Genomic DNA, 25,511 nt, shown 5'->3' with positions numbered 1-25,511 from the left:
TCGATTTCTTTCACTAACGCAGGAGAAAGCACGATGAACAAAGCACTTGTGATCTTCGCAATGGGTTGCGCCTTGGCGGCTTCGGGCGCGTCTTACGCGGCGGACAACATGCAGAACATGGACATGAGCGCCGGCGCGAAGCAAGGTGCCGCGGCGAACGACAGCATGTCGCACGGCGAAATCAAAAAGGTCGATACGGCGGCCGGCAAGCTGACGATCAAACACGGCCCGCTCGAAAACCTCGGCATGGAAGGCATGACGATGGTGTTTAAGGTCAAGGACCCCGCCATGCTGTCGGAGGTCGAAGTCGGCGACAAAATCGACTTTGTCGCCGAGCAAGTCGATGGCGCGCTGACGGTCGTCAAGCTGCAAAAGCAATGACGTAATCGGGATGGGACGTGTCTTCGGCGCACTCCCGTTCGGATACGCCGGGCGCGAACGCGGAGTGTGCCAACGGCTGCCCGTCGCCGGGTAGCCGCGCCTTACGATGGATTAGTCGCGATAGTGGCGGCGGTGGTGGCGCCGGCCTCGGTGACCGTGGTAGTCGTCGGCGTAGGAGTTCGCGCGCGAAATATGTCCGCCGAGCGCGGCGCCTGCGCCGCCGCCCGCTGCCGCGCCGATGATGCCGCCCCCGCGGCCGCCCATGGCATTGCCGGCTGCCGCGCCCGCGCCGCCGCCCAGTGCGCCGCCGACGATCGCGCCGGTACGCTCGCGGCGATTCGAGGTAATGGCGCCCCCGGCGCCGCCGCCCACCGCACCGCCGATGATCGAGCCGGTGCTGCCTCCAACCGCGCCGCCGACGGCAGCGCCCGCCGCGCCGCCCAGTGCGCCGCCGAGTGCGTTGTTCAGGTCTCCGGCGAGGGCCGGTACCGAAGCGGATGCCGCCATCGCGAGCAATGCAGCCGAGAGCGTAGTACGAAGATTCATCTTCAGCATTTGAACCATCTAGCTTGTTGTTGAGTGATGGCGCGCAGTATACCCAGGCGCGCGACAACCGATGCGGCTCGTTGATGCTGCGCCGGTAAGAGATGTAACGAATTGCTCGTCGGGCGTTGGATTATCCTTTTTATACCGCGCCGGTATAATTATCCAATCGACAGATAATTTTGGATACCTCGATGCAAGCGCACGAGCTTGTCCAATGAGAATCACGAATATCGTCGATTAGGTCACGTATTCGACGCGCGCCATCCGAGGTAGCGGAACGCGCCATCATCGTCTTTGGTATCGGCGGTTGCCCTCGCCTCGATGGACACGAGTGCCTCGATCGTATCGCGCTGGTTGGAGACAAACGTCCAGTCCGACGAGACCCGGTCCAGCGATGAACGCGAGGCTTGCGCGGCGACCGCTTCCAACGCTTCGCGGGCTGCCGCGGGTTGGGGGGTATAGACGGCGAAGCCCTCGTTGGAGAGGGCAGCCTTCGTATAGCCGAGCAAAGCAACGAAGCGTTCCTTGAGGGAAGCGTCTTGCGCGTCGGCGTCTCGCGACTGGCGGATGATCTCGACGGTTTGGTCATCGAGAATGCGACCCGCGCGCTCGAACGCGGGATGCTGCTCCGTCCATGCCTGCGGCGGACACGCCTTGCCGGCGGGCATGAGTTTCACGTAAGGATTCACCTCCGCCGGATAGATGCGGCAAACTCGCGGACGCGCCTCGTAGGCACCGCAGCGCATGTCGTCGCGCAGATGAGGGCAGGGGCCGTCGAACGAGGCGGCGAGCGTGACGATCACCCGTATCGGCTGGTTACCGCTCGTTGCGGCAAAGGAGCGTCGCCGCTTGTGTTGCGCGGGACCATCGTCGGCCGGGGGCTCGACAGGCCAGGGCATGGCTTCGGTGAGCACCTGTACGACGCCGCCGCGCCTGAGCCACGATATGCTTTCGCTCACGCTTAGCGGCAACTTCAGGTCATGACAGCACTTGCCGCATAAGGTGCAGGAAAAGTGCAGCGTCTCCGCCGTATCGTTCATGGCCGAATCCTCGCGTTTGTCCTGACGGTCACGATGAAACATCGAGCTTCGCGATCAGGCGATCGATCAAATCCATATCCGGCGCCGGGATGAGGTCGCTCGCATTGGCCGTCTTGCCCGTCGCGATGAGCGCATCGGAGCCGGCACGGGTCTCATAACCGGTGCCGCACGCCGGACAAAACACGGGCTCGCCGATTCGGTGCGCCTTCGTCAGAACCACGGTGGGTCCGCACGCATGGCATTCGCGCAGCGGGATACCGTCTTCGCTGTGGCCCGCGATGTGAAGCAGCGCCATGCTTCGACCCAAGTCCACGAGCGCGTCGGCGCACCGGCTATCGAACTGAGTGCCGCGTTGCTCGCGCACGATCTCGAGCGCGCGCTCGATGGGCATCGGGCGCCGATAGGGGCGTGCGCTCGTCATCGCATCGAAGGCATCGCATACGCCGACGATGGAGGCCGTCAGCGGGATGCCCGGTTCGCTAAGACCGAGCGGATAGCCTTTGCCGTCGGGACGTTCGTGATGAAGGTGGACCGCGTCCATGACGATCGCGCCGAGCGGATGCCGTGCGACCAGGCGCCGCCCCACTTCGGGATGCGTCCGAATGACCGCGTATTGTTCGTCGCTGAGCTGGCCGGCCTTCAGCAGCACCGAGTCCGGTATGCCGATCTTGCCGAGATCGTGCAAGAAGCCGCCGAGTGCAACGCGGCCGGCCTCGGCCTGCGCTAACCCGAGACGATCGGCGACCAAACGCGCGTACTCGGAAACGCGCCAAAGATGCCCGCCGGTGTAAGGGTCGCGGGCCTCGACGACCCAAGCGAGGCTGAACAAGCTGACGAGCGAGGCTTCGATCGGCAATCGACGCGAGGCGAGCGGGGCAGGGATAAGCGCAGCGATCCGATCGAAAAGACGCATGGCGAGTTTCCTGGCTTGAGGGGCGATGGGGTAAGGAGCGAGCGTCTGAATGAAGGCGGTCGCGCGAGCCGTGGCTAGGCGGCCTTGAAGACCGCCACGGACTCGACGAGCCGTTCGGCCTGCAACTCGAGCGCGCCGGCCGCGGCCGCCGTTTGCTCGACGAGGGCGGCGTTCTGTTGGGTCGTCCTATCCATTTGGGCGAGGGCGTGGCTCGCTTGCTCGATGCCGTCGGCCTGCTCGGCCGTTGCGCGCGATATTTCATCTATCGTTCGCATCAAGTGGTCGACGCCCGAGACGATCTGCTTCATGGCCGCACCCGCTTCTAGCACCTGCTCGGAGCCCAGATCGACCGATGCCTCCGATGCCCCGATGAGTGCGGTCACTTCCTTCGCCGCTTGCGCGCTACGCAGCGCCAACGAGCGCACCTCGGCGGCGACCACGGCAAAGCCTCTGCCTTGCGTGCCCGCGCGCGCCGCTTCGACGGCCGCGTTCAAGGCGAGAATGTTGGTCTGAAATGCAATGCCGTCGATGACGCCGACGATATCGGTGATGTTTCGCGCGCTCGCGGAGACCTTGCCCATCGTATCGACGATGCGCTGGACCATCTCGCCGCCGCGAGCGGCATCGGTGGCGGCCGAGCGCGCCAGGGCGCTCGTTTCCTGTGTGTGCTGCGCGTTGTTTTTTACCGCGGCGGCCAATTGTTCGAGCGTCGCGGCCGTTTGCTCGAGTGCCGCGGCCTGCTCTTCGGTGCGCGCCGAAAGCTCGGTATTGCCGGCCGCGATCTCGGCCGCGCTGCGTGTGACTTCGTCGGTACTCGCGCGGATGCCGTGGACGGTTCCGACGAGATCGGCGCGCATTCTGGCGACGCATTGCAGCAACGCGCCGATCTGGTTTTTCGAAGACGTATCGATCCGTGCGGTCAGATCGCCTCGCGCAATTCGGTCGAGCTGCTGCGATGCGTAGCGCAAAGGGCGCAGCAGGACGCGATCGCTCAACGCCCAGACCAAGACGATCAGCGCCAGCGACGTTCCGAACAACCCGACGGCGGTCCAACTGGCACGCTCGGAACGTCCGACGGATTCGGCCCGAATCGTGTCGCGGGTCCGCTCCGCTCGCGCGATGACCTCCCGAAGCATCGCATCGAAAGTCGCATCGGCGCGTTCAGTGGACCCCGTGCCCGCGATGTATCGATCGAGCGAAACGTCATACAGTGCCTCTTCCCGTGAGGCAAGGACCTTCGAATACGCGTCGAAGGCGGCGACGACTTTCCTTGCGTCGGCATCGTCGCCGACTTGCCCGCCCGACATCGCGAGCATGCGGTAAGCGTCGAATACGCGGTGCGCTTCCTGCAAAGCACTCGATGCCTTACGCGTATAGTCGGTCGCTGCAACCTGGTCGCCGCGCTGGAGGTTGATATAGGCGCTGTCCATATCCACGCGCGTGAGAAAGAGCAACCGTTCGGCGTCCTGCAGCGGTGTGAGCCGCGCTCTCGAGAAACGGACGATCGCATCCATCGCTCGCGCCGCATCGCGCGCGTCGTGCCACGCGCTCCACGCGGACATCCACAGTGCGGCCGCAAACAGTCCCAGCACCGCCATCAATCCCGTGCGGATATTGACGTTCGCAAACATCTGACATTCCCCGTATCGTTGGCTGCGCTGTCGGCACGCTTGTGTGCTCGCAGCGCACTCGTTCGTCCAAATGCGGCCTACTTGATGCCGAGCGCGTGGTCGAGCGAAGCTGCGCCGCCGCCGCGCGCAATCATATAAAGCAGCAAACCCGCCCAGGACAGATGCGTCGGCCACGCATCGGGATAGACGAAGATTTCGATGACCGCGGTCATTCCGAATAGGGCGAGTGCCGAAAGCCGCGTGCATAAGCCGAGCGCGAGCAAGAGCGAAAACAGGTGCTCCGAATAGGCGGCAACGTGCGCGGCGATGATCGGCGGAATCAGCGGCAACTTGTAATCCGTCATGAATAGCGAATAGGTGCTATCGGTCAACGTCAGAAAGCCGGTGACTTTGGTCCGCCCGGAAATAAAGAAGATCGAGGCGATGCCGAATCGGCAAACCAGCGCGAGAAATGAATGGCCGATATGCCGTGTCGCAAAATCGGCGACGGCGTTCCAGCGGGCAATCAAACGCGAGAGCGGGCGATCGGCGGTGGGAGACAGTGCCATGTTGGGCTCCGGTGCAATGAGCAAAGAACGATTAGTGGGGAGACGGCGAGGACGCCGGGCAAGCCGTGGACAACGATGCGAACGCGTCCGACGCGACGAGCGTGGCCAGCGTCGCGCCGATGTCGATGCCGGGCTCGGTTTGCAACGCCGCGCCGGCGGCCGCCTCCAGCGTGAGCCCGGCCTCGCAGGCGGTGAGAAAGGCACACGCGCCTTGCGTGATTGGCGCGGCGTCGACGGCGTGCGCCGGTCGCGTCATGAGTGCGCCTTCCCCGGTCCAAGGCGTATCGCTGGACCACGTTTGACGTTCGCGATTGGTTTTCCAAAGGGTGAAGGCGGGGTGCGAGGCGAACCATGCCCAGCGTGTCGAAGCGCAAGGCCGCAGACGAAGTTCGCCGAGCGTGTGGGGATCGAGTGCCGCCAGTGCATGAGGATCGAGCGGCCGCTCGTCGTTCGCGACGTGCGCCTCCAGCCATAAGCGGTCGAGCGTCGCGACATCGGTCAGATAGTGCAGGCCGTGTGCCTGCCCCAAGCGCCCGATAAATTCGGGAAACGATCGCCCATAGAGAAGGAGCCGTGGATCGCCGGGCGGTTGAGCGCGTGCATATTCGAACGCCGCACCCTCGAGCCACTGCGTACCCACGAGAACTTCGATCGCCGGATAGTTCGCAACGAGTGCGTCGACGCATCCCTTGAAAATGGTGTTCCGGTAGACAGCGAAACCCGGCTGATCGACGAGCGACGCGACGCTGCTATCCGCGCCCGAAGGCCCGAAAATCGCCGAAACGAAATCGTCCTGAAACCGTGCAAGCGTAGTCGTCATGCCGCCACCCGTTCGCGATCGAGGATCTGTTGCGCTTGCGCGCGCTCGCTCAGCAAGGTGTCGAACGCCGGAATGTTCCCGTCGCGCTCGATCAACGTCGCAATGGGCCCGGTGCGTTCGATCAGGCGGCGATACAACGCCCATACATCGGGTGCGATTGGACAATCGTGCGTATCGATGAGTAGCCCCGAGCCGGCATCGGCATCCGGGCCATGGCCCGCGAGATGAATTTCCATAATCGCGTCGCCGGGGACGCGATCGATGTATTGCGCGGCATCGAACCCAAGGTTATGCGCGCTCAGGAAGACGTTGTTCACGTCGAGCAAAAGACCGCACCCCGTTTGACGGACGAGTTCGGTGAGAAAGTCGATTTCGTCCCACTCGTGCCGTTCGATACGCAGATAGTGCGTGGGATTTTCGATGGCGATGCGACGCCCCAGCGCGTCCTGCGTTTGGACGATATTCGATGCGATCCGCTCGAGCGCTGCTTGCGTGCGCGCAAACGGCAGCAGGTCGGGCAGGTAGGTGCCGCGCCACGCCGACCATGCGAGATGCTCGGATACCAGATGCGGCTCGATCCGGTCGATCAACGCGTGCAGCCGGTCCAGTTGCCGCTTCTCGGGCGCCGCGTCCGCGGCGAGCGAGAGCGAAACGCCATGCAGCGATATCGGATGACGGGCCCGGATCGCTTCGAGCCATGCCATGCGCGGGCCGCCCTCGATCATGTAGTTTTCCGGATGAATTTCGAACCACGAGCCACGCGCATCGCATTCGAGCGCCGCCTCGTAATACTGAGGCTTGAGGCTGAGTCCCGCGCCGGGAAGTGCATTCATGATCGTAGGGCGGAGTAGGGGTAGGGGAGGAAGCGGTGAAACGTTAGGACGCCATCGGCGAGAGCGAACCCATGCCGTTCGGCGTCTTGATCGACGTGCAGGTGCCGGCCGGAACGTTCTTCCAGGAATTGCCTTGGTAGTCCATCTTTTGCGTGCCTGCGCAGGTGGTGCCCGCGCCCGCCTTGCAGTCGTTGTGACCCGCGAGCGAGACGCCGTAGCATTTCTCGACGGCGCCGCCCTTGGCGGGAGCGGATTGCGTTTGCGCGAGTGCCGCACCCGAAACGAGCGCTGCAAGCGTGAAACCGGCGGTGGCGATTTGACGGACGTTCATGATGTTGCTCCTTTAAAGAGATCTGGAAAGTTGGACGCCGCTTGGTAGCGAATGAATCGTTGAGCGGGCATCTGACAGGTAATTCGCACGCATGCCGCGGCCGGTTACAAGCGCGCGAAATTTTTTTCGATAAGTCGATCGAACGACGCTTTGCGATGGGGGAGAGGCCCGATAGGCGAAATTGCCTCGGCATGGGCCTGCGTGTATCCTAGGCGGCGCGTTCCACGGTGGACGCTCGGCCGGTTTGAAGTCCGCGCATTGGCGCCAGGCCGGCAAAAAATTTTTCGTCCGGTGTAACCAACTTCCCAGATGGAACGAACTAAAGAAGGTGGGGCCACCCGCCCGGCAGAAGCGCGACTCAGGACACTGTTCCTAGCGGGGCTGGATGGCGACGCCGTGTCGTACCGGGCGTTTCTCGACTGCCTGAGCGGGCATTTGCGTGCTTTTGTGCGCAAGCGTCTGTCCCGGTCGCCCGACGACGTTGAGGACATCGTTCAGGAGGCGTTGCTTGCCGTGCACAATGCGAGGCATACCTATGAGGCGGACCAGCCGCTAACGGCGTGGGTGCATGCCGTCGCGCGCTATAAGCTGATGGACTATTTTCGCGCGCGGTCTCGGCACGAAGCGCTCAATGAGCCGCTCGACGACTACGTCGACTTCTTCGAAACGTCGGATGCGTTGGCCAACGATGCGCGACGCGATGTCGGCAAGCTGCTCGAAGCATTACCGGACAAGCAACGGCTCCCGATCGTGCACGTCAAGTTGCAAGGGTTGTCGGTGGCGGAAACGGCGGAACTGACCGGGCTTTCCGAGTCGGCCGTGAAAGTCGGGATTCATCGTGGACTCAAGGCCATGGCCTTGAAAATCAAAGATTTGCTATGAAAACGGACGATCTCGTTGCGATGCTTGCGACCGGCGTGACGCCTGTCGATCGCCGTGCTTCGGCCCGGCGATTCGGATTCGCACTGCTCGCCGGTGCGATCGGCGCACTGATCCTGATGGAAATGGCGTTCGGTGTGCGGCCCGATATCGGCACGGTCATTCACTCGCCGTTGTTCTGGGCGAAACTCGCCTTTCCGTTCGTCTTGAGCATCGGTGCGCTGGGGGCGGCGGCCCGTTTGTCGAAGCCCGGCCGTCGCCCGGGATGGATGTGGGCCGTGATCGCGGCGCCGGTCGCGCTCGTTTGGTCGTTCGCGCTTTACATCGTTGTCACCGCCGCGCCCGATGAGCGTCTTGCCCTCGTACTGGGCGAGACTTGGCGAGTGTGCCCGTTCAATATCGCGTTCTTATCGGTCCCCGCGTTCATCGCCAATCAGATCGCGATGCGGGGGCTTGCACCGACCGCGCCGCGGCTAGCCGGCGCCGTCGGCGGATTGCTCTCGGGTTCGGTCGCCACGGTCGCCTATAGCGTGCATTGCCCGGAAATGGGCGTCGCCTTTTGGGCCGTTTGGTACGTGCTCGGCATGCTGATCCCGACCGCGCTCGGTGCGTTGATCGGGCCGCGTCTGCTTAGGTGGTGACGACGCGTGCGCGGTCAGGCGCTCGCTTGCGAGCGCCGGTGCCATTCGTCGAAGCCGATCGCGCCTAGTCGCGCGTCGCCCAACGGCACGAGCGAGTACTGCTCGACCAAGCCGCCGAAATAACGCGCCTGCGGATCGCAGACGACTTCGCGCGCATCGCCGACGGCTTTCAGATAGCGGGCAATGATCTCGTTGAACGGTGCCCGCTCCGGGCCCGCGATTTCGACCCTGCCGTTACGCGCGGGCGACGCTGCGATATCCGCCACGACGGTCGCGACATCGTCCGCGGCGATCGGTTGAAACATGCCGGGAGAAAATCGCAAGACATTGCCGTCGGCGCCCGATTCGGCGATGCCGCCCAGGAATTCGAAGAACTGCGTCGAGCGGATGATCGTATAGGGCACCCCCGAGGCTTCGACCAGTTGCTCTTGCGCGACCTTGGCACGGAAGTAGCCATTGTCGGGCGAGCGGTCGGTCCCGACGATGGACAGCGCGACGTGGTGGCGCACGCCCGCTGCCTTTTCGGCCGCGAATAGATGGCGGCCCGACGTCTGAAAGAATTCGAGCACGGCCTTGTCTTCGAACGACGGCGAATTCGTCAGATCCACGACCACCTGCGCCCCGTTCAAGGCTTCATCGAGCCCCGCGCCGGTGAGGGTGTCGACGCCGCTCTTGGGCGAGGCGGCGATTACTTCATGTCCGGCTCGGCGCAAAATCGCGACCGTTTTCGAGCCGATGAGTCCGGTTCCGCCGATGACGACGATCTTCATGGTTCATCCTCCGAGTTTCGTTGGCGGCGACGTGCCGCATGAAGACGATCGTAGGCGGGAGGACCGAACCTGGGTAGATCTGCGACGGTGCCCACGGTGTTGCTCGTGGAGCACCAATCGAGACGGCGCCGAGTCAATCGACGACGGTGATGATGTTGACGGTTCCTTGCCGCGCCATCTTGGCGTAGGGGCACAGGCGTTCGGCATGGCGCACGAACTCCTCGGCCACCGCGCGCTCGAGACCGGGAATCCGGACACGCAGATCGATGACGAGCGCGTAGCCGCCGTCCACGGGATCCCGGCCGAATGCGACCTGAACCTCGACGACCATGTCGTCGCTGCTCTGTCCCGCCCGGATCAGGAGCAATTTCAGCGCTCCGTGAAAGCATGCGGCAAAGCCCGCGGCGAATAGCTGCTCGGGATTGGTGCCGTCGCCGGGCCCGCCGAACACGGGGGGCAGCCGCAGATCCAAGACCAGGTTGCCGTCGTCGGAGCGCGCGACGCCCGAAGCGCGTCCGTGCCCCGTCTCGCCGCCGGACACCGTAACGGTGGTCGTGTAGAGGGGATGGAACTCCTTGCCTCGATATTTCTCGAGCAGGCTGAGGGGAGGAGGTTCGAGTTTTTTGTCATCCATGGTGCACCTGCGAAGCGGTTAAGCCGTGGCGGCTTTCCGTCATCGCGGCGTCACCGTCCATGTGCTAGGGTCGATCGTGTCGATCATGTGCGCCGCCGCGACGTTCGTCGCGCGCCTCGCGTGGGTGACGGGGCGCTCGCGTGCCACGGGCCAATGGTAGGCACGGCGCACGCCACCCGGTAGATCCGTTGCGGGAACCGCCGTGTTTCCCGTTGGGCAACAATCGACGTCCCGACGATGAATGATGTATTTAAACACAAGGACGCCAAATTGCCGGTAGTCCTTGGGCGATCGGGGCGTGGATAGGGGTCGACACGGTGCCGCATCCGTCGGATGTGTCGTAGACTACTAGCACGTCATTTTTCGCGTGTGACGGGATCGATGTTTCCTTTGCGCGCTGGCGGCAGCGGCCTCTAGTGGCCCCGCCCGAACCCTTTTCCAGCGGATCGTGTCTCGTTCGAGGCAGCCGTCTCGACGAATGCGGCAGGCCCCACGGCCCGCTCAGCGCGGCGCGCGCCATCGTGGAGCCTTCGATGGACCAAACCGATACACCGCTTCGTGGTTTCCGCGTTGGCTTGCCTAATCGCACCGACGATTTGTCCAATTGTTTCGCGACGAGCTACGCCGGCATCATCGCATTCATGGCCGTTGCCACCGAGGGTAGCTTCGCGAAAGCGGGCGAGCGCTTGGGAATCGGCCGCTCCGCCGTGTGCCGGAACGTGCAGAAGCTCGAGACGCAACTGAGCACCCGGCTATTTCTTCGTACCACGCGAACCACCCATCTGACGCTCGAAGGCGAGCGGTTCTTCGCGAATTGCAATCAAGGCGTCACGCATATCGTGGAGGCCATGAACGATATGCTCGAGCTCAGGGAAGGGCCGCCGCGCGGGCTGCTGCGCATCAGCTCGCCCGTGGGGTTCGGCAGGAAAGTGGTCGCGCCCCTGCTCGAAAAATTCATGGAGGCGTTTCCCGATATCTCGATCGATCTGATGCTCGACGATCGCCCGACGGATTTCGTTTCCGAGCAAATCGACGTGGCGTTTCGCGACGGGCGCATCGAGGATTCAAGCATCATAGCGAAGCAGTTGATCCCTATGGAGCGGGTGTTGTGCGCCTCTCCCGCTTACGTGCAATCGCGCGGCTTGCCGGCGACGCTGGACGATCTGGACCGGCACGAATGCATCAATTTGCGCGTCCCGGGCGGGCGCATTCTCGATTGGGACTTCAAGGTGGATGGCCGCATGTGCAAGTACGTGCCGGCGGCCAGACTCACGTTCAACGATAGCGAACTCGTGTTGAAAGCCGTATTGGGCGGCGTCGGCCTCGCGCAACTGCCCGGCTATCAGATCCACGAGCATTTGATGCGCAACGAACTCGTCATGGCGCTCAAGCGCCACTTACCGGACGATCGCGGCCACTACATCTGCTATCTGAGCCGGCAGCACATGCCGTCGCGCATCCGCGCTTTCGTCGATTTCATGACCGAGAAGGTCCGCGAACTCGATCTCCTTTGCGTGACGGAGTTGTAGGGGCGAGCGCCGGGCGGCACCGATTGGTGCGTGCGTGGAAACGGTGAGTGTTCGCACCGGTATCTACCGCCTCGACGGCCTTGCCCCTACGATTCGGGCATGGCAAAGCGGTAGCCGATCCAACCGATTCATTCGAATCACTCGATAGGTCGATCATGCTTCCCGAGGGACCGTGCCTCGGAGGGACGCGCTTTGCCCGTGCCGCCGTATTGGGCGTCTTCGACATGGGTGATTTGCCGTGGATACACTGCATTTCGATGGGTTCGCTACTTCGCGCGAGTGGAAACGGGCGGCACGCGGTATCGCGGTGGGCGCCCATCTGATCAGCGAGCGAGAAGGTTATACGCACCACGGTATCTATGCGGGCGACGGCCGCGTGATTCACTACGGAGGCTTTCATCGTCTCGGTAAGCGCCGGCCCGTCGAATACATCGCATTGCATCGTTTCGCGGGGCAACGGGGCGTCACCGTGTGCTTGGAGTCCAACGCCCCTTACACGGGACAGGCAGCGCTCGAGCGCGCCAAGTCCCGCTTGGGCGAAGACCGGTATCGGCTGCTGACGAATAACTGCGAGCACTTTTGTACGTGGTGCGTATCGGGAGTCGAGCGCAGCGATCAGGTTCGCCGATGCCTGACTCGTCCGTGGATAGGTCTGCACACGCTCGTATCGATCGTGCGAGGAATGTGCATGGTGCTCGATGCCACGTAATAGATTAGTAGTCCTAAAGGATAGAAAATGACCCAGGAATCCGCACCCGCCCCGCTCACAGGCGCGAAGTTCGCGATCGGAACGTTCGCCGTGGCCCTCGCCACGTTCATGAACGTGCTCGATTCGTCGATTGCCAATGTCGCCATCCCGACCCTATCGGGCAACCTGGGCGTCTCCGTCGACGAGGGCACGTGGGTCATCACGCTATTCGCGGCCGCCAACGCGGTATCGATCCCGCTGACCGGATGGCTCACCCAACGGGTGGGGCAGGTCAAGCTGTTCGTCTGGGCGATCTTGCTGTTCGTGGCGTCGTCGGCGGCTTGCGGATTGGCCCCGAACCTGCTCGTGTTGCTCGCCGCGCGCGTGGTGCAAGGCGCGGTGGCCGGGCCGCTCGTGCCGCTTTCGCAAGCGCTGCTGCTCGCGTCGTTCCCGAAGGAAAAGAGTTCGAGCGCGCTCTCGCTGTGGGCCATGACGGCGACGGTCGGCCCGATCGCGGGCCCCGCGCTGGGTGGCTGGATCACCGATAGCTATAGCTGGTCGTGGATTTTCTATATCAACGTGCCGGTCGGCCTGTTCGCGGCCGGCGCCATTTGGGCCGTCTATCGCGATCGGGAAACGCCCGCGCGCAAGCTGCCTATCGATAAGGTCGGGCTGCTCTCGTTGATCGTCTGGGTGGCCGCGTTGCAGATCATGCTCGACAAAGGCAAGGATCTCGACTGGTTCGCCTCGCCGGTGATCGTGATCCTCACGGTCGTGGCTGTGATCGGCTTCGTGTTCTTTCTGATTTGGGAGCTGACCGAGGCCAAGCCCGTCGTCGATTTGCGATTGTTCGCCGGACGCAATTTCTTGGGCGGCACCGTGGCGATTTCGGTGGCCTACGCCATCTTCTTCGCCAATCTCGTGGTGTTGCCGCAGTGGATCCAGGGTTTTCTCGGCTATCGCGCCGTGGATGCCGGTCTCGTCACGGCGCCGCTCGGCATCTTCTCGGTGATGCTCGCGCCCGTGATGGGTAAGGTCATGCCGCGTTCCGACATGCGCGTGCTTGCAACCTTGGCCTTCCTCGGCTTCGCGGGCGTGTTCTTCATGCGCTCGCAATACACGACGGGCGTGGACGCTTATACGCTCGTGCTGCCCACGCTGTTGCAAGGCATCCCCACGGCGCTCTTTTTCACGCCGCTGACGGCAATCGTGTTGTCCGGTCTGCCGCCCGAGAAAATTCCATCGGCGGCGGGCTTATCGAATTTCGCGCGGATCTTCACGGGGGCGGTCGGTACGTCGCTCGTGAGCACCGGCTGGAACGATAGGACGATCCTGCATCACGCGCGCCTCGTCGAGCAGTCGAGCGTCAACAACCCGAATTTCGTCGCGGCGATGGCCGACTTGCAGACGACACTTCATCTGAGCGCCGATAAAGCCACCGCGCTTTTCGCATCCACGCTCGATGCGCAGGCTTCGATGCTGGGCCTGAACGATATTTTTTGGCTGTCGGCGGTGATCTTCGTGGCGATCGTCCCGCTGATTTGGCTGACCAAGCCCGGCAAAGGCATGGGCGCCGGCGCGGCCGGCGCGGGCGGCCACTGACCCGGGCGCGCGCGAAGCCTCGGCTTCGTACCGGCCCATCGATCGGATCGACTCGACATGAAATCTCGAACCTTCGCCAGCAGCACGACAAACGGTGCGCTGAAACTAGCTGCGTCGGCGCTTTTCGTGACCGCCTTGTCGGCATGCGCCAATTACGCCGGCATCCATAGCGAGAAGCGCATCGCGACGCCGAATCAGTTCGACACGGCGCGGACGCTTCCCGGCGAGAACGGGCATTGGCCCGCCGCCAATTGGGTTGAGCAGTTCGGCGACGCGCAATTGACTCAACTGATCGCCGAAGCGCTCAAGGGCAGTCCCACGCTGGAGCAGGCCGGCGCGCGGGTAGGACAGGCCAGGGCGTACAGCGAAAGCGCGCGGGCGGGAACCTTGCCGCGCGTCGATGCGAACTATGCGTTGACGCGCCAGCAATACAGCGGCGTGGCGCTCGTGCCGCCGCCGTTCTCCGGTTCCTGGCAGACGGAAAACAAGGCCTTGGTGACCGCGTCCTACGATCTCGACATTTGGGGCAAGCATCGCGAGGCGCTGAAGGCCGCGGTATCGCAGGCGCAAGCCGCGCAGGCCGAGGCGCAATTCGTGAAGCTCACGCTCGAGACCGCGATCGCGCGGGCATACAACCAGTTGGCCCGGCTCTATGCGCTGCGCGACATCGCCGCGCAAGAGGTGGCGCGCCGCGAGCGGATCGACGCCATCACCGCCGGACGCATCGCGACGGGGCTCGATACGAAAGTGGAGCGCGAAACGGCCTTGTCCAACCTCGCCACGAGCCGCGCGAACGTGACGGCGATCGACGGCTCGATCGCGAGCACCCGGTTCCAATTGGCCGCGCTCGCCGGCGAGGGCCCCGATCGCGGCCTGTCGATCGCGCGGCCGGCGCTCGGCGTGGGAGACGAGGTGCGGCTGCCTGAAAACTTGCCTGCGGACTTGCTGGGCCGCCGGCCCGATATCGTGGCTGCGCGCTGGCGAGTGGACGCCACGACCCACGACATCAAAGAGGCGAAGGCGGAGTTCTACCCCGACATCAACTTGAGCGCCGCGATCGGGCTCGATGCGTTGGGCTTCGGTCATTTTCTCTCGGCCGCCGGCAGGATCGCGTCCGTGGGCCCCGCGATCCATCTGCCGATCTTCGACGCGGGTGCGTTGCGAGCACAACTGAAAGGGCGGTACGCGCAGTTCGACGAGGCGGTCGCCGTCTATGACCAAACGCTGATCGCGGCGCTCTCGGACGTCGCCACGCGACTGAGCGAGGTCAGATCGAGCGATGCGCAACTCGTCGACGCCACAGCCGCCGAGCAAGCCGCGCGGCGCGCGGACCGACTGGCGATCGCGCAGTACGAAGGCGGCCTGACCAATCAGTTGACCGTGCTCAACGCCGATGTCATCGCGCTGAACGCCGAGCAAGCCGTGGCCAACCTCGAGATGAACCGGCGCGATCAGGCGATCGCGCTTGCATCGGCGCTCGGCGGCGGCTACGTCGATACATCGTTCAATGAGGTACGGCGCGCCGATGCGCTCGCCGATGCAAGTTCCGTCGGCGCTGCCCGCTAAGGCATGGATCGTCTTCCCGTTCGAGAGGTTTGATATGAGCGATACTCCCATTTCCAGCCATGCGCGCGCCGATGTTGCGCGCGAGAAGCCGCATTCCGGCGCCCAAACCGGCTCGTCCATGCCGGGCGTTGCCGCGGACGATCGAACCGGCGCGCCGCCTCCGAGCCGGCGCAAGCGCCTGATCGCGCTGCTTGCGGCCGCGGTCGTCGTCGGCGGGGCGGCCTACAGCGCGTACTACTTCGCCTATGGCCGTTATTACGAAGCGACCGACGACGCTTATGTGAGCGGCAATCTCGTGCAGCTCACGCCCCAGGTCACGGGCACCGTGGTGGCAGTCAACGCCGACGATACGCAAATCGTCAAAGCCGGCGACTCGGTCGTCACGCTCGACCCGGCGGATGCGAAGATCGCACTGGCCAATGCCGAGGCAGGGCTCGGGCAAACGGTGCGCCGCGTAAGCGGTCTTTATGTCGACAACGACTTTTACGCGGCGAACGTCGCCCAACGCACATCGGATCTGAATCGCGCCAGCGACGATTTGCGCCGCCGTTTGGCCGTGTCGGGCACGGGCGCCGTCTCGGCCGAGGATATCGCGCATGCCCGCGATGCGGTGAGCGCCGCGCAAGCCGCGCTCGATGCCGCGCGCCGGCAGGGCGAGGCGAATCGCGCCTTGACCGATCGCACGACGATCGAGCAGCACCCCGACGTGTTGGCGGCGGCCGCGAAAGTGCGCGATGCCTATCTTGCGTATGCCCGCGATAATTTGCCGGCGCCCGTTACGGGCTATGTGGCCAAGCGCTCGGTGCAAGTGGGCCAGCGCGTGTCGCCGGGAACGCCGTTGATGGCGATCGTGCCGCTCGACGGCGTGTGGATCGACGCGAACTTCAAGGAAGTGCAGCTCGAGCGCATGCGTATCGGTCAACCCGTCAAACTGACCGCCGACGTGTACGGCTCGAGCGTCGATTATCGCGGCCGCATCGAGGGGTTTTCGGCGGGGACCGGTAGTGCGTTCGCCACGCTGCCGGCGCAAAACGCGACGGGCAACTGGATCAAGATCGTCCAGCGCCTGCCGGTTCGCATCCGCATCGACCCACGCGATCTCGCCGCGCATCCGTTGCGGATCGGTTTGTCGATGCAAGTGCAGGTCGATACGCACGACGAGTCCGGCACGCAACTCGGCGCGGCGCGCAATACGACATACCGCACCGACGTTTTCGCCCAGTACGGCGCCCAGGCTGAGGCTGATATCGCCCATATCATCCGGCTGAACGAGAGCGCGCCGCGTTCGATGTCGACGAAACCCGCGGCGAAGGGGGCGGCGGCCTAATGCTTATCGACGGCGTATCGAGGGCGCTGCGCCTCTGCTAAGCGATAGCCGCCGTTTCCCGCGCGAGTCGGGGCATCGTCGTGAAATCAGCGATATCGAGCGCTCTTGTTTGCTCGGTCATGTAATCGATGAACACCCGGATTCGGGCGGGCAATTGCTTTCGGCTCGGATAGCAAATGTAATGGCCGCCGTCGTCCGGGGTTTGGTGGGCGAGGCAGGCAATCAGTCGCCCTTCGCGCAGCAGGTCGGTCACTTGATAGGCCGCCAATTGCGCGAGGCCCAAGCCGTCGAGCGCCGCCTGCAGCGCGAGCCCGGCGTCGTTGAAGGTATGCCGCGCATAGGGCTGCACGCGCCGGGCGTGGCCGTCGATTTTAAATTCCCAATCGAGCAGCCGCCCGCCCGCGCGCAAGTTGATACAGCGGTGGGTAACCAGATCGTCGGCATGGCGCGGCAATCCGTATTCTCGCGCGTAAGCCGGCGAGGCGCAGACGATCGTCTGCATGGGGATCAACTGCCGGGCGACGATTCCGCTGTCTTGCATTCGACCATCGCGAAAGGAAACGTCGATCCGGTCGGCGGTGAAGTCGGTGGGACGATTGTCGACCAGCAACTCGATCGTGATATCCGGGTAGCGCTCGTAAAAGCCGAGTAGCAGCGGGGCGACGATCTTACGGCCGAAGCACGGCGTGGAGGAAACCCGCAAGTGGCCGCGCGGCGGCCCGCTGCGCAATGCCCGCATGTCGTCGAACGCTTGGGCGATTCGTTCGATGCCTTGGCGGCAATTCTCATAAAAAAGCTCGCCTTCGCGTGTCAACGATGTTTTGCGCGTCGTACGCAGGAATAGGCGCGCCTCCAACTGGGCTTCTAGCTTCTGCACGTTTCGGCTGACCGAAGAGCGGCCGATGCCCAGGCGATCGCCGGCGCGGGCGAAGCTGCCTTCGTCGGCAACGGCGAGAAATGAAACGACGCCCGCATAGCTCGTGGCGAAGCTGCTCGAGAACGGGTCGTCGGCGGAGAAAAGGGGCTGATGCGAAAGGAAATCTGACATGGAGGCGGACGTCGTGGTGTCGGTAGTCGACTAGACGTATCGCCGCCGCGGTTTGTGACAGCAGCCACCGGTCGGGGCAACGATTAGGCGCTCGCCGTGGGTAGCTCCTAGAATGTGAAAACGGGTGCCGAGCAATCGGTCATCGGTTCTCAATTCCATGGACGGCTGCCGCCATGAACGCTCAACCCATTCGCCTTCCGCGCTCGGTACTGGGCGCACTATGTGTGGCCTCGCTCGCCACGCTTGCATCGTGTAACGGCAGCGTCTGCGTCGGTTTCAACGGATGTTTCGACGGCGACGGCGTGCAAACGATCGCGCTGTCCGGGACGGCCGCCGTCGGCGGCCCCGCGCTCGCGAGTGCGACAGTGCGCGCCGACTGCGCCGACGGTTCGGGCGCCACCGTCTCCGACGGCAACGGCAATTACAGCATGGCGTTCGCGGCCTTGCTTCCCTGCGTCTTGACCGCCACGTTGGGCGGCACCACGCTGCATTCGCTCGCATTTGCCGGCGGCACGTTCAATACGACGCCGGAAACCGACTTGATGCTCGTTTATCTCGCCGCGCAGTTGGGCACGGACACCGCGCATCTCATCGCCGGCCTGCCGGGGAACGGGCACTACCAGCAGGTGTTGGAAAGCCGCAGCGCGGTATCGGCCGCGCAAGCCGCCGTCGTCGCGAACCTGCAGCAGCACTATGCGGTCACCTTGGCGGCGCCGTCGTTTCTGACGACGCCGTTCACGGTCGGTCTAGGCGGGGTGGACGCGGACCTCATTGCGCTCGCGAACGCCGGGGCGATCGACGCCAACGGCATGCCGGATGCGGCGGCCGTGTCGTTGTTGTCGCAGGCCGGTGCCGCCAATCCGCTGTGAGCGCGGCTTCAGTGCGTTAGGCGACGTAACGCGCGACGCTGACGAATTGGCACAGGCTACCGCCCAGCACGAACAGATGCCAGATGCCATGCCCGTGCCGAATCCGCTCGTCGTTGATGAAGAAATAGATGCCGGCACTGTAAATAAGGCCGCCCGCGAGGAGCCACGCTGTCCCGGCCGCTGGAAGCGAATGGATCAGCGGGCCAATGGCAACCAGCGCGAGCCATCCCATGAGTACATACAACGTCATGGAAAGGATGCGGGTGCGACGCCCGAGCGTTAGTTCCTGCGCGATACCGAGCGCGGCGAGCCCCCAACTGACACCGAACAGCGACCATCCCCACGGCCCGCGCAGCGTCACGAGCGTGAACGGGGTGTAGCTGCCGGCAATGAGCAAATAAATGGCGGAGTGATCGCACTTTTGCAGGATCGCTTTGAGCTTCGGGCTGCGCACGCTGTGATAGAGCGTGGAGATGGCGTAGAGCGTGCACAGCATCGCGCCGTACACGCTCAAGCTTACGATTTTGTATGCATCGCCGTGAAGCGCCGCTACCGATACCAATGCGCAAAGCCCCGCCACCGACAGCACCGCGCCGACCAAATGGGTAATGCTGTTGAAGCGTTCACCGACATGCATGACACGACTCTCCTGCGCGGGATTCTCTTGAACGTAAATAACGCAATGATAACCGGCACGTGAGCTGGAGACGGCGGTTGATCCGTGGGCCGCGCAACGTAGGGGAGGGCAAGCCGGGACAGCTTAGGCCTGGTGCGGCGAGCGCTGCGACCGTGTGCCGGCGCGTCGGGCCCGGGGGAAGGCAAGCCGTGATTGCGGCAATCGATCGCACAGCATGGCTAGCGGCTTATCGGATCCACTGAGTGGACCCGATAAAACCGACCATGAATCCGATCCGACTCATGGCCGAGCGTCGCGCCGTTTTGCCGGCGCGCCGCTCACTTGAATCGAAGTCCGGTAAACGGGTTCCAATTCTGAACGTTTTTAACGGTCTTCAAATAGTACGCATAGTTCGCGCAATAGCTGAACAAGACAGCAAAGCCGATGCTGATGCCGCGATCGAGGGCCCTTGGTGTATCGGTACCCATGAGCAAGAGGAAACCGACTTCGATGGCAATTGCCGTCAGAATCGCGATAGCCGTCAGCGATAAAGCCTTCTTCCAGAGTCCGATTGCAAGGAAATAGAAAGGACCGAAGAAGAACGCATAATAGTTCATGGTGATCAGGCGCTGCTTACTCTTCGGAAGCGTCTTAATCGCCTCACGCGCGTGGGGCGAAGAGGGTGCACCGTATGCGTCGAAAAAAGCGAACCGCTCCTGCCATTTCGGCTTGAGCTCTGTGTATTGGGCCGGTTGAGAGATCTCGGAAGTCATTGTTCTATGTCGCCATGAAACGCCAGAAAGTAGGCGGTGCGAATATATCAGCATTTTCCGCATTTTTCGGTATTTTTCTCGATCTCGTGATCGGACCGGCTCGATATCCGTAATGCATGTGGTAGCCTACGCGGCGCGATTCGCGCAGGTATCGATTCCCCGGAGGCGATGAGAGGGGGCATCGTGTTCGCGCGATATGCGAAGAGACGTACAAGATAACAATAAGAGGCTGGAATGTATTGGATACTGGGCCTGATTGGTTTCGCAGCCTTACGGGAGACCGGGCTCGTACCATCGCCGATCGAGCGGTCGCCGTTGTTACAGGCCGAGTCGCCGATGGTCCCTGTCGAGTCCGCTCAGACGGAGGCACCGCGCGCAACCGAGGACGCAAATGAGCGAGAGACCGACCCCGGCGACGGTATTGCAGAGCACGACCTTGACGGAGCACTCGTCCGTTGCTCCGCAGCCGTCGACAGCGGCGCCGCGATAACGAGGCGAGCACGATGGGGTGGACCCAATCCTTGATGGCCGACTCCCATTTATCGATGAGCCGCCGCAGGTTGTAGCCTGGTATGCGCGAAACGCTCTTTTAACCGGTCGACCGGACAAGTCCTGTCGGCCGCTACTACATGCATATATGGAATCCATTTCCCAAGAACAATCAACTCGTTCGCTCCACTTATCGATTTTGCTTATCGTCGCCAACGTCGCGATCTTTGTACTGATGTGGTGGGGCATGCCCGGTCACGAGTTGACCAACGAGACGCTTATCGCCTGGGGGGCGAACTTCGCGCCGCTCACCTTGACGGGGGAGCCATGGCGGCTTTTGACGAGCGCTTTTCTTCATGGCGGTTGGACTCACCTGCTCATGAATATGTATATGCTCGCGGTGCTCGGCCCGATACTCGAACGTACGATCGGTGCTTTGCGTTTCGCGGTCGTGTATCTCTTGTCGGCGCTCGGCGCGAGCTTGCTAAGCGCCGTTTGGTTCGGCTATCACGAGGTCTCGAGTTTCGTTTCGGTCGGCATTCACCCTGTCGTGAGCGTCGGTGCGTCCGGTGCGCTGATGGGACTCGCGGGTGCGGCGGCCGCCGTTTGCCTGCGATACGCGATGAGCCGTCGTGGGTGGGATGAACCGCCGGTGCCGATCCGCAGTAACGCGATCGTGCAAGTTATTGCGATCAACCTCGTATCCGGTTTCTTTATCTCGGGTATCGATCAGGCGGCCCACGTAGGGGGGGTGCTCGTAGGTTTCATCGTGGGGATGGCCGTTTGCCGCCCGCAACGCAAGGGAGCGCGCGGGCTGGGACAAGCCGGCGTAGTGGCGCTGGGCATTGCAGGCACGATTGCCATCGTCGCCGCGGCGCGGCACGGATCGAACGCCGAACTCGATCAGTGGAAAGCGGAAATCGACAATCAGCTGGCGCAAAGCCGGTTGAAGGCCGAACGCGAGCAGCAAGCGCAGGCGATCGCCGAACAAGTCAAGTTCGATGCCGAACATCGCCCGCCGTTCGTCTCCACCGACGTCGCCAAGGGGACCGTATTGCCGGTCGGCAAGTCGCCCTACGCAATGGCCCTCGGGCCAGGAGGGAAGCGTTTGTATGTCACCGCCATGGACGACAACACGCTGACGGTGGTCGATGTCGAGAAGCGTGCGCTCGTGCGGACGATTCACGGCGAGCCGTTCGCCACCGGCCTCGGTGGTTGCCCCGGAAACATGTGTCGGGGCCGCGGCGCGGCAGGCCTCGCCATCAGCCCGGACGAGGGCTACGCCTATGTGGCCTCGATGCGTGAAGATAGTGTCGTGCGCATCGATCTCGCCCGAGGCACGATTGTCGATAGCGTTAAGGTGGGCCGCTTTCCGCGCACCGTGATCGCCTCGCCGGCGCATGACAAGCTCTACGTCTTCAACGGCGTGGGCGATTCGATTTCGGTCGTCGGTCTTTCGCAGTGGCCGAAGAGCGTTAAGACGCTGAGTCTCGGCGGCAGTGCTCAAGCAGACGGGATGCCGTTCGGCCGCACGTTGTCGATGTGGTTGTCCAGCGACGGCAACACGCTGTACGCTCACGCGATCCAGAAAAACGCGATCGTCGCATTCGACACCGCGACCGATGCCGTGGTGCATACCTATCCCGTGGACTCCGGCTTCCTCGGCGCCGTGCCGGCCGCATCGGGGGCGGGCGTTTGGTTCTATTCGCAGTCTTCGCTTGATTGGATGGACCCGGCGAAGCTGACGGCGAGCCGCAATAATGCCGTCTGCCACGGCGGGATGTACGACGTCGACACGAGCGACGACGGCAAGTACTTTGCCGTGCTCGATTACGACCGTCCGCTGGTGCGCGTGTTCAAAGCCGCAACGCACGGCACGATGGGCGAATACCCGGTCCCGAGCGCACCGGAGCAAGTCATCTTTGCCCCCGACCAGCGCACGTTATATGCGTTGGCGCAAGAAGGAACGGTATCCATCGTCGATCGGAAAAACTCGGCCGACTATACGCGCGACGAGACTGAGAACCCGTTCTTTTGCCCGCCCTCGCAAGCGTCCGGCGGAGACGACAACGAATAGGCCGCCGCGGCCGCGCATCGATGCCGTCTTGATCGCATTGCTGGGGGGCGTTGTGGGTATTCGTCGATGGGGTTTGCGTGGGTCAAGGTTGCGGCATCGCGGCAAAGCCTTGACGATCGAGAAACATCGGCACGCGCGCCGCGCCGCTACGGAAGAAAAGGATTTCAATGACGCGCGAGCCACGCGCGTAGCGTTGCGTCGCGAACGTCGAGTATATCGAAGAGGCCGAGCGCCCGCAGCGCGGGTAGTGCCGCAACCATGTCCGCCTCGGCTTGCTCGTGCTGTGCCGCGTCGCGGCTCGCGTCGAGCCAGAGTCGCGCATTCGCGAGGAATGCGGCGACCGTGCCCTTGCGGAGCAATTGGCCGTCGATCGTAACGTGATTGATGGAATCGGGAAGAACGTCTTCGGCGCGCATGCTTACTCCTGGTCTGTTGGGAAAAAGGCCAGTCTAGGGGTGCATTGGCGGCTTCGCTCCGGTATAAATGACAATAGATACGGAGATACGGCCATGAGCGATTCGTTTTCCCGATGGAGGCACCGCCCGAGGCCCATGCGTGCGGTGAAACGCCTTGCGGCGCCTTTGCCCATGACGACGTTTGCGTTTGCGCTGGCGCTAGGCTTGGCTTCCACGCGAACCGAAGCGCAAGAGCGGATCAAGATCGGCGTGCTGGTACCGCTCTCGGGCAACTACCAGAGCTCGGGTACCGACATCTTGAACGGCGCCAAGCTGGCGGTGAGCCACCTGAACGCGGCCGGCGGGGTGCTCGGCAAGAAGCTCGAACTCGTCGAGCGGGACGATGCCTGCAATCCGGACCGCGCCGCCAACGCCGCGAGTGAGCTGATTGCCGCCGGGGTCGTGGCCGTTGCGGGCGGCTATTGTTCGAGCGCGGCGTTGCCGGAATCGCGCATCTTGCACACGACGAGGATTCCTTACGTCCTCGATGCATCCACGTTCCCCGCGCTGACGGAGCACGGCTGGCCCGATGTGTTTCGCACGATCGGCCGGACCGACACGCAAGGCGGCTACGCGGCCACCCTCATGAAGGACGTCCTGCATGCCACGCGGGCAGCCGTCGTCAACGACGGCACCGCCTATTCGCAAGGGCTCGCCTCGAGCACGATCGCCGCGCTCGAACGTGAAGGCGTCAAGGTGGTCTACGACAACGCGCTCACGCCCGGACAACAAGACTATCGGGACGTGGCCAAGGCGGCGGCCGATACGCACCCCGACGTTTTGTACTTCACCGGGTACTACACCGAGGCCGCGGTGCTCGCCAAGAATCTGCGCGCGCTGGGCTCGGGCATCAAGCATTTCATGGGCAACGGCACGGCGGACCCGTCTCTCATCGAAAAGGGCGGCGAGGCCGTGGAGGGCATGATCGTGACGACCTCGCCGCTGCCGCAGTTCATGACGAGCGCGAGCGCAACACGCTATATCAAGGCGTATGAAGCCGAGTTCGGGCACCCGCCGGGACCTTATTCGATCTACGAATACGATGCGATCGGCGTGACGGCGCGAGCGATCGAGCAAGCGAACTCGACCGAGCCGGAGGCCATTTCCGCCGCGTTGCATCGGCTCGGACGCTATGACGGCGCCACCGGTTCGATTGCCTTCGACGCAAAGGGCGACCGGACGAGGCCGGCGTTCATGGCCGTGATGGTCAGAGGCGGCAAGTTCGAGCCGTACGCGAGCCTCGACGCCAAGGGGCGCTGGGAGGCGAGGAAATAACGCGGCGGCTAACGATATTCTTCACTTTAATAAATCGCATACCTATCGTGCATGCGAGCCAATGCCATATCGCGTCACCATCCGATCCGCCATTGAGTGCGGTGCATCGCCGTTATATCGAACGGTACCGAACGCTTGCATGAATGCGACCTGCTAAAGTTGACAGGTCACGGATCAGGCAATGGTAGGTAATGATCCGCATATTTTTGCCAAAAATGAAAATTGGGTAGCACAGTGCATGCGCCGTCATCCGTCTGATCGTGACCGCGCATGCGCGGCGTCGCGGTCGTGCGGCGCGGCTACGCGACTAGGGCCACGGTCAGATGAGAATTAATCCCCTTCCACCGCTTCAATGTCTCGTCTCGTTCGATGCCGCCGCGAGGCTGGGTAATTTCACTCGCGCGGGTGACGAACTCAATGTCACGCAAGGGGCGGTGAGCAAAGCGGTCATGAAATTAGAGAACTTCCTCGGAGTTGCGCTGTTCATCCGAGACGGTCACTCTTTGCGGCTCACGATGGCCGGGCAGCAATACGCGCAATTCGTTCACGAAATGCTCGTCGATTGCTCCGAATTCACGGCCAAGCTCATGAAAGACCCCGGGCCGCAAGAACTGACGATCGCGTCCGCGTCCGGCACCGCCAATATGTTCCTCATTCAACGGGTCACGTCGTTTTCCCAAGCGCATCCCGACATCACCGTCCGCATCTTGGTGCGCGACGGCTTACTGCACCTGAATACTTCCGAGTTCGACGTCGGCATCTATTACGTGCGCGACGTCATCCCGCCGGGCCTCGCCGGCACGCGGATCATCGAGGAGGAGGTCGGTGCCTACTGCACGCCGTCGTTCTTGGGCGGCGCACTCTTGCAGCCCGACGAACTGCTCGAACAAACGTTGCTCGTCGCCGACGAGCAGCAACGACAATGGATGGGCTGGCACAACTGGCTCAAACTCACGGGCGCAAAATCGACGCGCCCGAAGAAAACGATTACATGCAACAGCTATCCGCTATTGCTGAATCTCGCTTTACGGGGTCAAGGGATCATTCTCGGGTGGGATAAGATGATTACGCCTCATGTCACCGCAGGGCAATTGGTCCGTGCTTCGGAGGCGACCGCGACTTACGGCGGGGCGTATCACCTGTTATGGCCGGCGGAGCGTCGGGACACCGCCGCGGTACGCGCGTTCAAAAACTGGATCCTCGATAATAAATAGTCATGCGAGCCGTGCG

At 63.1% G+C, this 25,511-nt stretch carries 26 protein-coding genes; 12 read left to right on the top strand and 14 right to left on the bottom strand.

The window, feature by feature from the left end; genetic code table 11:
* Window positions 1–33 precede the first annotated feature (33 nt).
* Window positions 34–381: a copper-binding protein gene (locus C0Z18_RS01940; protein ID WP_102643643.1), complete on the top strand. Its 348-nt coding sequence runs from the start codon at window positions 34–36 to the stop codon at window positions 379–381.
* 111 nt (window positions 382–492) lie between these two features.
* Here C0Z18_RS01940 and C0Z18_RS01935 read toward each other — a convergent pair whose 3' ends face one another.
* From C0Z18_RS01935 to C0Z18_RS01900, 8 genes are all read right to left on the bottom strand, one after another.
* Window positions 493–927 (bottom strand): hypothetical protein, encoded by a 435-nt coding sequence (locus C0Z18_RS01935; RefSeq protein WP_102643707.1) that lies wholly within the window; start codon window positions 925–927, stop codon window positions 493–495.
* 242 nt (window positions 928–1,169) lie between these two features.
* A complete protein-coding gene (locus tag C0Z18_RS01930) occupies window positions 1,170–1,967 on the bottom strand; it encodes a YkgJ family cysteine cluster protein (RefSeq protein WP_102643706.1) in 798 nt (265 codons plus the stop codon).
* A gap of 28 nt (window positions 1,968–1,995) precedes the next feature.
* Entirely contained in the window at window positions 1,996–2,880 is an 885-nt protein-coding gene (locus tag C0Z18_RS01925) for an HD-GYP domain-containing protein (protein WP_102643642.1), read from the bottom strand.
* 74 nt (window positions 2,881–2,954) lie between these two features.
* Window positions 2,955–4,511 carry a methyl-accepting chemotaxis protein gene (locus tag C0Z18_RS01920; protein ID WP_102643641.1) on the bottom strand — a complete coding sequence of 519 codons (1,557 nt, stop codon included), beginning with the start codon at window positions 4,509–4,511 and terminating at the stop codon, window positions 2,955–2,957.
* Between the two features lie 77 nt (window positions 4,512–4,588).
* The gene (locus C0Z18_RS01915) at window positions 4,589–5,059 is read right to left on the bottom strand and encodes a DoxX family protein (RefSeq protein ID WP_102643640.1); all 471 of its coding nucleotides are present in this window, start codon (window positions 5,057–5,059) and stop codon (window positions 4,589–4,591) included.
* 31 nt (window positions 5,060–5,090) lie between these two features.
* The gene (locus C0Z18_RS01910; protein ID WP_102643639.1) at window positions 5,091–5,879 is read right to left on the bottom strand and encodes an HvfC/BufC N-terminal domain-containing protein; all 789 of its coding nucleotides are present in this window, start codon (window positions 5,877–5,879) and stop codon (window positions 5,091–5,093) included.
* Window positions 5,876–6,712 (bottom strand): MNIO family bufferin maturase, encoded by an 837-nt coding sequence (gene bufB, locus C0Z18_RS01905; RefSeq protein WP_102643638.1) that lies wholly within the window; start codon window positions 6,710–6,712, stop codon window positions 5,876–5,878. Before bufB ends, C0Z18_RS01910 begins: the two co-directional genes overlap by 4 nt.
* A 43-nt stretch (window positions 6,713–6,755) precedes the next feature.
* The gene (locus C0Z18_RS01900) at window positions 6,756–7,043 is read right to left on the bottom strand and encodes a BufA1 family periplasmic bufferin-type metallophore (RefSeq protein ID WP_102643637.1); all 288 of its coding nucleotides are present in this window, start codon (window positions 7,041–7,043) and stop codon (window positions 6,756–6,758) included.
* 309 nt (window positions 7,044–7,352) lie between these two features.
* Here C0Z18_RS01900 and C0Z18_RS01895 point away from each other — a divergent pair, with 309 nt between their 5' ends.
* Together C0Z18_RS01895 and C0Z18_RS01890 are read left to right on the top strand one after the other, a co-directional pair.
* Window positions 7,353–7,925 (top strand): sigma-70 family RNA polymerase sigma factor, encoded by a 573-nt coding sequence (locus tag C0Z18_RS01895; protein ID WP_102643636.1) that lies wholly within the window; start codon window positions 7,353–7,355, stop codon window positions 7,923–7,925.
* On the top strand, window positions 7,922–8,563 hold the full coding sequence (locus C0Z18_RS01890; protein WP_102643635.1) for a DUF1109 domain-containing protein: 642 nt from the start codon (window positions 7,922–7,924) through the stop codon (window positions 8,561–8,563). The genes C0Z18_RS01895 and C0Z18_RS01890 overlap by 4 nt, the downstream gene beginning before the upstream one ends.
* 14 nt (window positions 8,564–8,577) lie before the next feature.
* On the opposite strand, the gene C0Z18_RS01885 is transcribed toward C0Z18_RS01890, so the two are convergent.
* Both C0Z18_RS01885 and C0Z18_RS01880 read right to left on the bottom strand, forming a co-directional pair.
* Window positions 8,578–9,333 carry an SDR family oxidoreductase gene (locus C0Z18_RS01885; protein ID WP_102643634.1) on the bottom strand — a complete coding sequence of 252 codons (756 nt, stop codon included), beginning with the start codon at window positions 9,331–9,333 and terminating at the stop codon, window positions 8,578–8,580.
* 133 nt (window positions 9,334–9,466) lie between these two features.
* Window positions 9,467–9,967: an Ohr family peroxiredoxin gene (locus C0Z18_RS01880; RefSeq protein ID WP_102643633.1), complete on the bottom strand. Its 501-nt coding sequence runs from the start codon at window positions 9,965–9,967 to the stop codon at window positions 9,467–9,469.
* Between the two features lie 533 nt (window positions 9,968–10,500).
* Here C0Z18_RS01880 and C0Z18_RS01875 point away from each other — a divergent pair.
* The 5 genes from C0Z18_RS01875 to C0Z18_RS01855 all read left to right on the top strand — a co-directional run bounded on the left by C0Z18_RS01875 (window position 10,501) and on the right by C0Z18_RS01855 (window position 16,679).
* Window positions 10,501–11,496 (top strand): LysR family transcriptional regulator, encoded by a 996-nt coding sequence (locus tag C0Z18_RS01875; protein ID WP_102643705.1) that lies wholly within the window; start codon window positions 10,501–10,503, stop codon window positions 11,494–11,496.
* Between the two features lie 238 nt (window positions 11,497–11,734).
* Window positions 11,735–12,205, top strand: a complete 471-nt coding sequence (locus tag C0Z18_RS01870; protein WP_102643632.1) for a lecithin retinol acyltransferase family protein — start codon at window positions 11,735–11,737, stop codon at window positions 12,203–12,205.
* Between the two features lie 27 nt (window positions 12,206–12,232).
* Window positions 12,233–13,786, top strand: coding sequence for a DHA2 family efflux MFS transporter permease subunit (locus C0Z18_RS01865; protein WP_102643631.1), 1,554 nt, complete (start codon window positions 12,233–12,235; stop codon window positions 13,784–13,786).
* 57 nt (window positions 13,787–13,843) lie between these two features.
* The gene (locus C0Z18_RS01860; RefSeq protein ID WP_102643630.1) at window positions 13,844–15,352 is read left to right on the top strand and encodes an efflux transporter outer membrane subunit; all 1,509 of its coding nucleotides are present in this window, start codon (window positions 13,844–13,846) and stop codon (window positions 15,350–15,352) included.
* Between the two features lie 118 nt (window positions 15,353–15,470).
* On the top strand, window positions 15,471–16,679 hold the full coding sequence (locus tag C0Z18_RS01855) for an HlyD family efflux transporter periplasmic adaptor subunit (protein ID WP_102643704.1): 1,209 nt from the start codon (window positions 15,471–15,473) through the stop codon (window positions 16,677–16,679).
* Window positions 16,680–16,716: 37 nt separating this feature from the next.
* Here the strand turns inward: C0Z18_RS01855 and C0Z18_RS01850 are convergent, their stop codons facing one another.
* Complete coding sequence (locus C0Z18_RS01850; RefSeq protein WP_102643629.1) at window positions 16,717–17,727, bottom strand: LysR family transcriptional regulator; 1,011 nt, start codon at window positions 17,725–17,727, stop codon at window positions 16,717–16,719.
* 173 nt (window positions 17,728–17,900) lie between these two features.
* Here C0Z18_RS01850 and C0Z18_RS01845 point away from each other — a divergent pair, with 173 nt between their 5' ends.
* Window positions 17,901–18,596, top strand: coding sequence for a hypothetical protein (locus tag C0Z18_RS01845; RefSeq protein ID WP_102643628.1), 696 nt, complete (start codon window positions 17,901–17,903; stop codon window positions 18,594–18,596).
* Between the two features lie 16 nt (window positions 18,597–18,612).
* On the opposite strand, the gene trhA is transcribed toward C0Z18_RS01845, so the two are convergent.
* Together trhA and C0Z18_RS01835 are read right to left on the bottom strand one after the other, a co-directional pair.
* Window positions 18,613–19,233, bottom strand: coding sequence for a PAQR family membrane homeostasis protein TrhA (gene trhA, locus C0Z18_RS01840; protein WP_102643627.1), 621 nt, complete (start codon window positions 19,231–19,233; stop codon window positions 18,613–18,615).
* A 317-nt stretch (window positions 19,234–19,550) separates the two neighbouring features.
* A complete protein-coding gene (locus C0Z18_RS01835; RefSeq protein ID WP_102643626.1) occupies window positions 19,551–19,985 on the bottom strand; it encodes a DUF2628 domain-containing protein in 435 nt (144 codons plus the stop codon).
* A 637-nt stretch (window positions 19,986–20,622) separates the two neighbouring features.
* On the opposite strand from C0Z18_RS01835, the gene C0Z18_RS01825 reads away from it, so the two are divergent.
* Entirely contained in the window at window positions 20,623–22,551 is a 1,929-nt protein-coding gene (locus tag C0Z18_RS01825; RefSeq protein ID WP_102643624.1) for a rhomboid family intramembrane serine protease, read from the top strand.
* Between the two features lie 164 nt (window positions 22,552–22,715).
* Here C0Z18_RS01825 and C0Z18_RS01820 read toward each other — a convergent pair whose 3' ends face one another.
* Complete coding sequence (locus tag C0Z18_RS01820; RefSeq protein WP_102643623.1) at window positions 22,716–22,967, bottom strand: hypothetical protein; 252 nt, start codon at window positions 22,965–22,967, stop codon at window positions 22,716–22,718.
* A gap of 171 nt (window positions 22,968–23,138) precedes the next feature.
* On the opposite strand from C0Z18_RS01820, the gene C0Z18_RS01815 reads away from it, so the two are divergent.
* Complete coding sequence (locus C0Z18_RS01815; protein WP_158244185.1) at window positions 23,139–24,281, top strand: branched-chain amino acid ABC transporter substrate-binding protein; 1,143 nt, start codon at window positions 23,139–23,141, stop codon at window positions 24,279–24,281.
* A 323-nt stretch (window positions 24,282–24,604) separates the two neighbouring features.
* Window positions 24,605–25,495: a LysR substrate-binding domain-containing protein gene (locus C0Z18_RS01810; protein WP_102643621.1), complete on the top strand. Its 891-nt coding sequence runs from the start codon at window positions 24,605–24,607 to the stop codon at window positions 25,493–25,495.
* Window positions 25,496–25,511 lie beyond the last annotated feature (16 nt).

The sequence above is a fragment of the Trinickia dabaoshanensis genome (genome assembly GCF_002879885.1).
In the GTDB taxonomy this organism is placed as follows: domain Bacteria; phylum Pseudomonadota; class Gammaproteobacteria; order Burkholderiales; family Burkholderiaceae; genus Trinickia; species Trinickia dabaoshanensis.
Note: the sequence above shows the minus strand (reverse complement) of the source record. Positions and strands in the feature narration are given on the sequence as shown.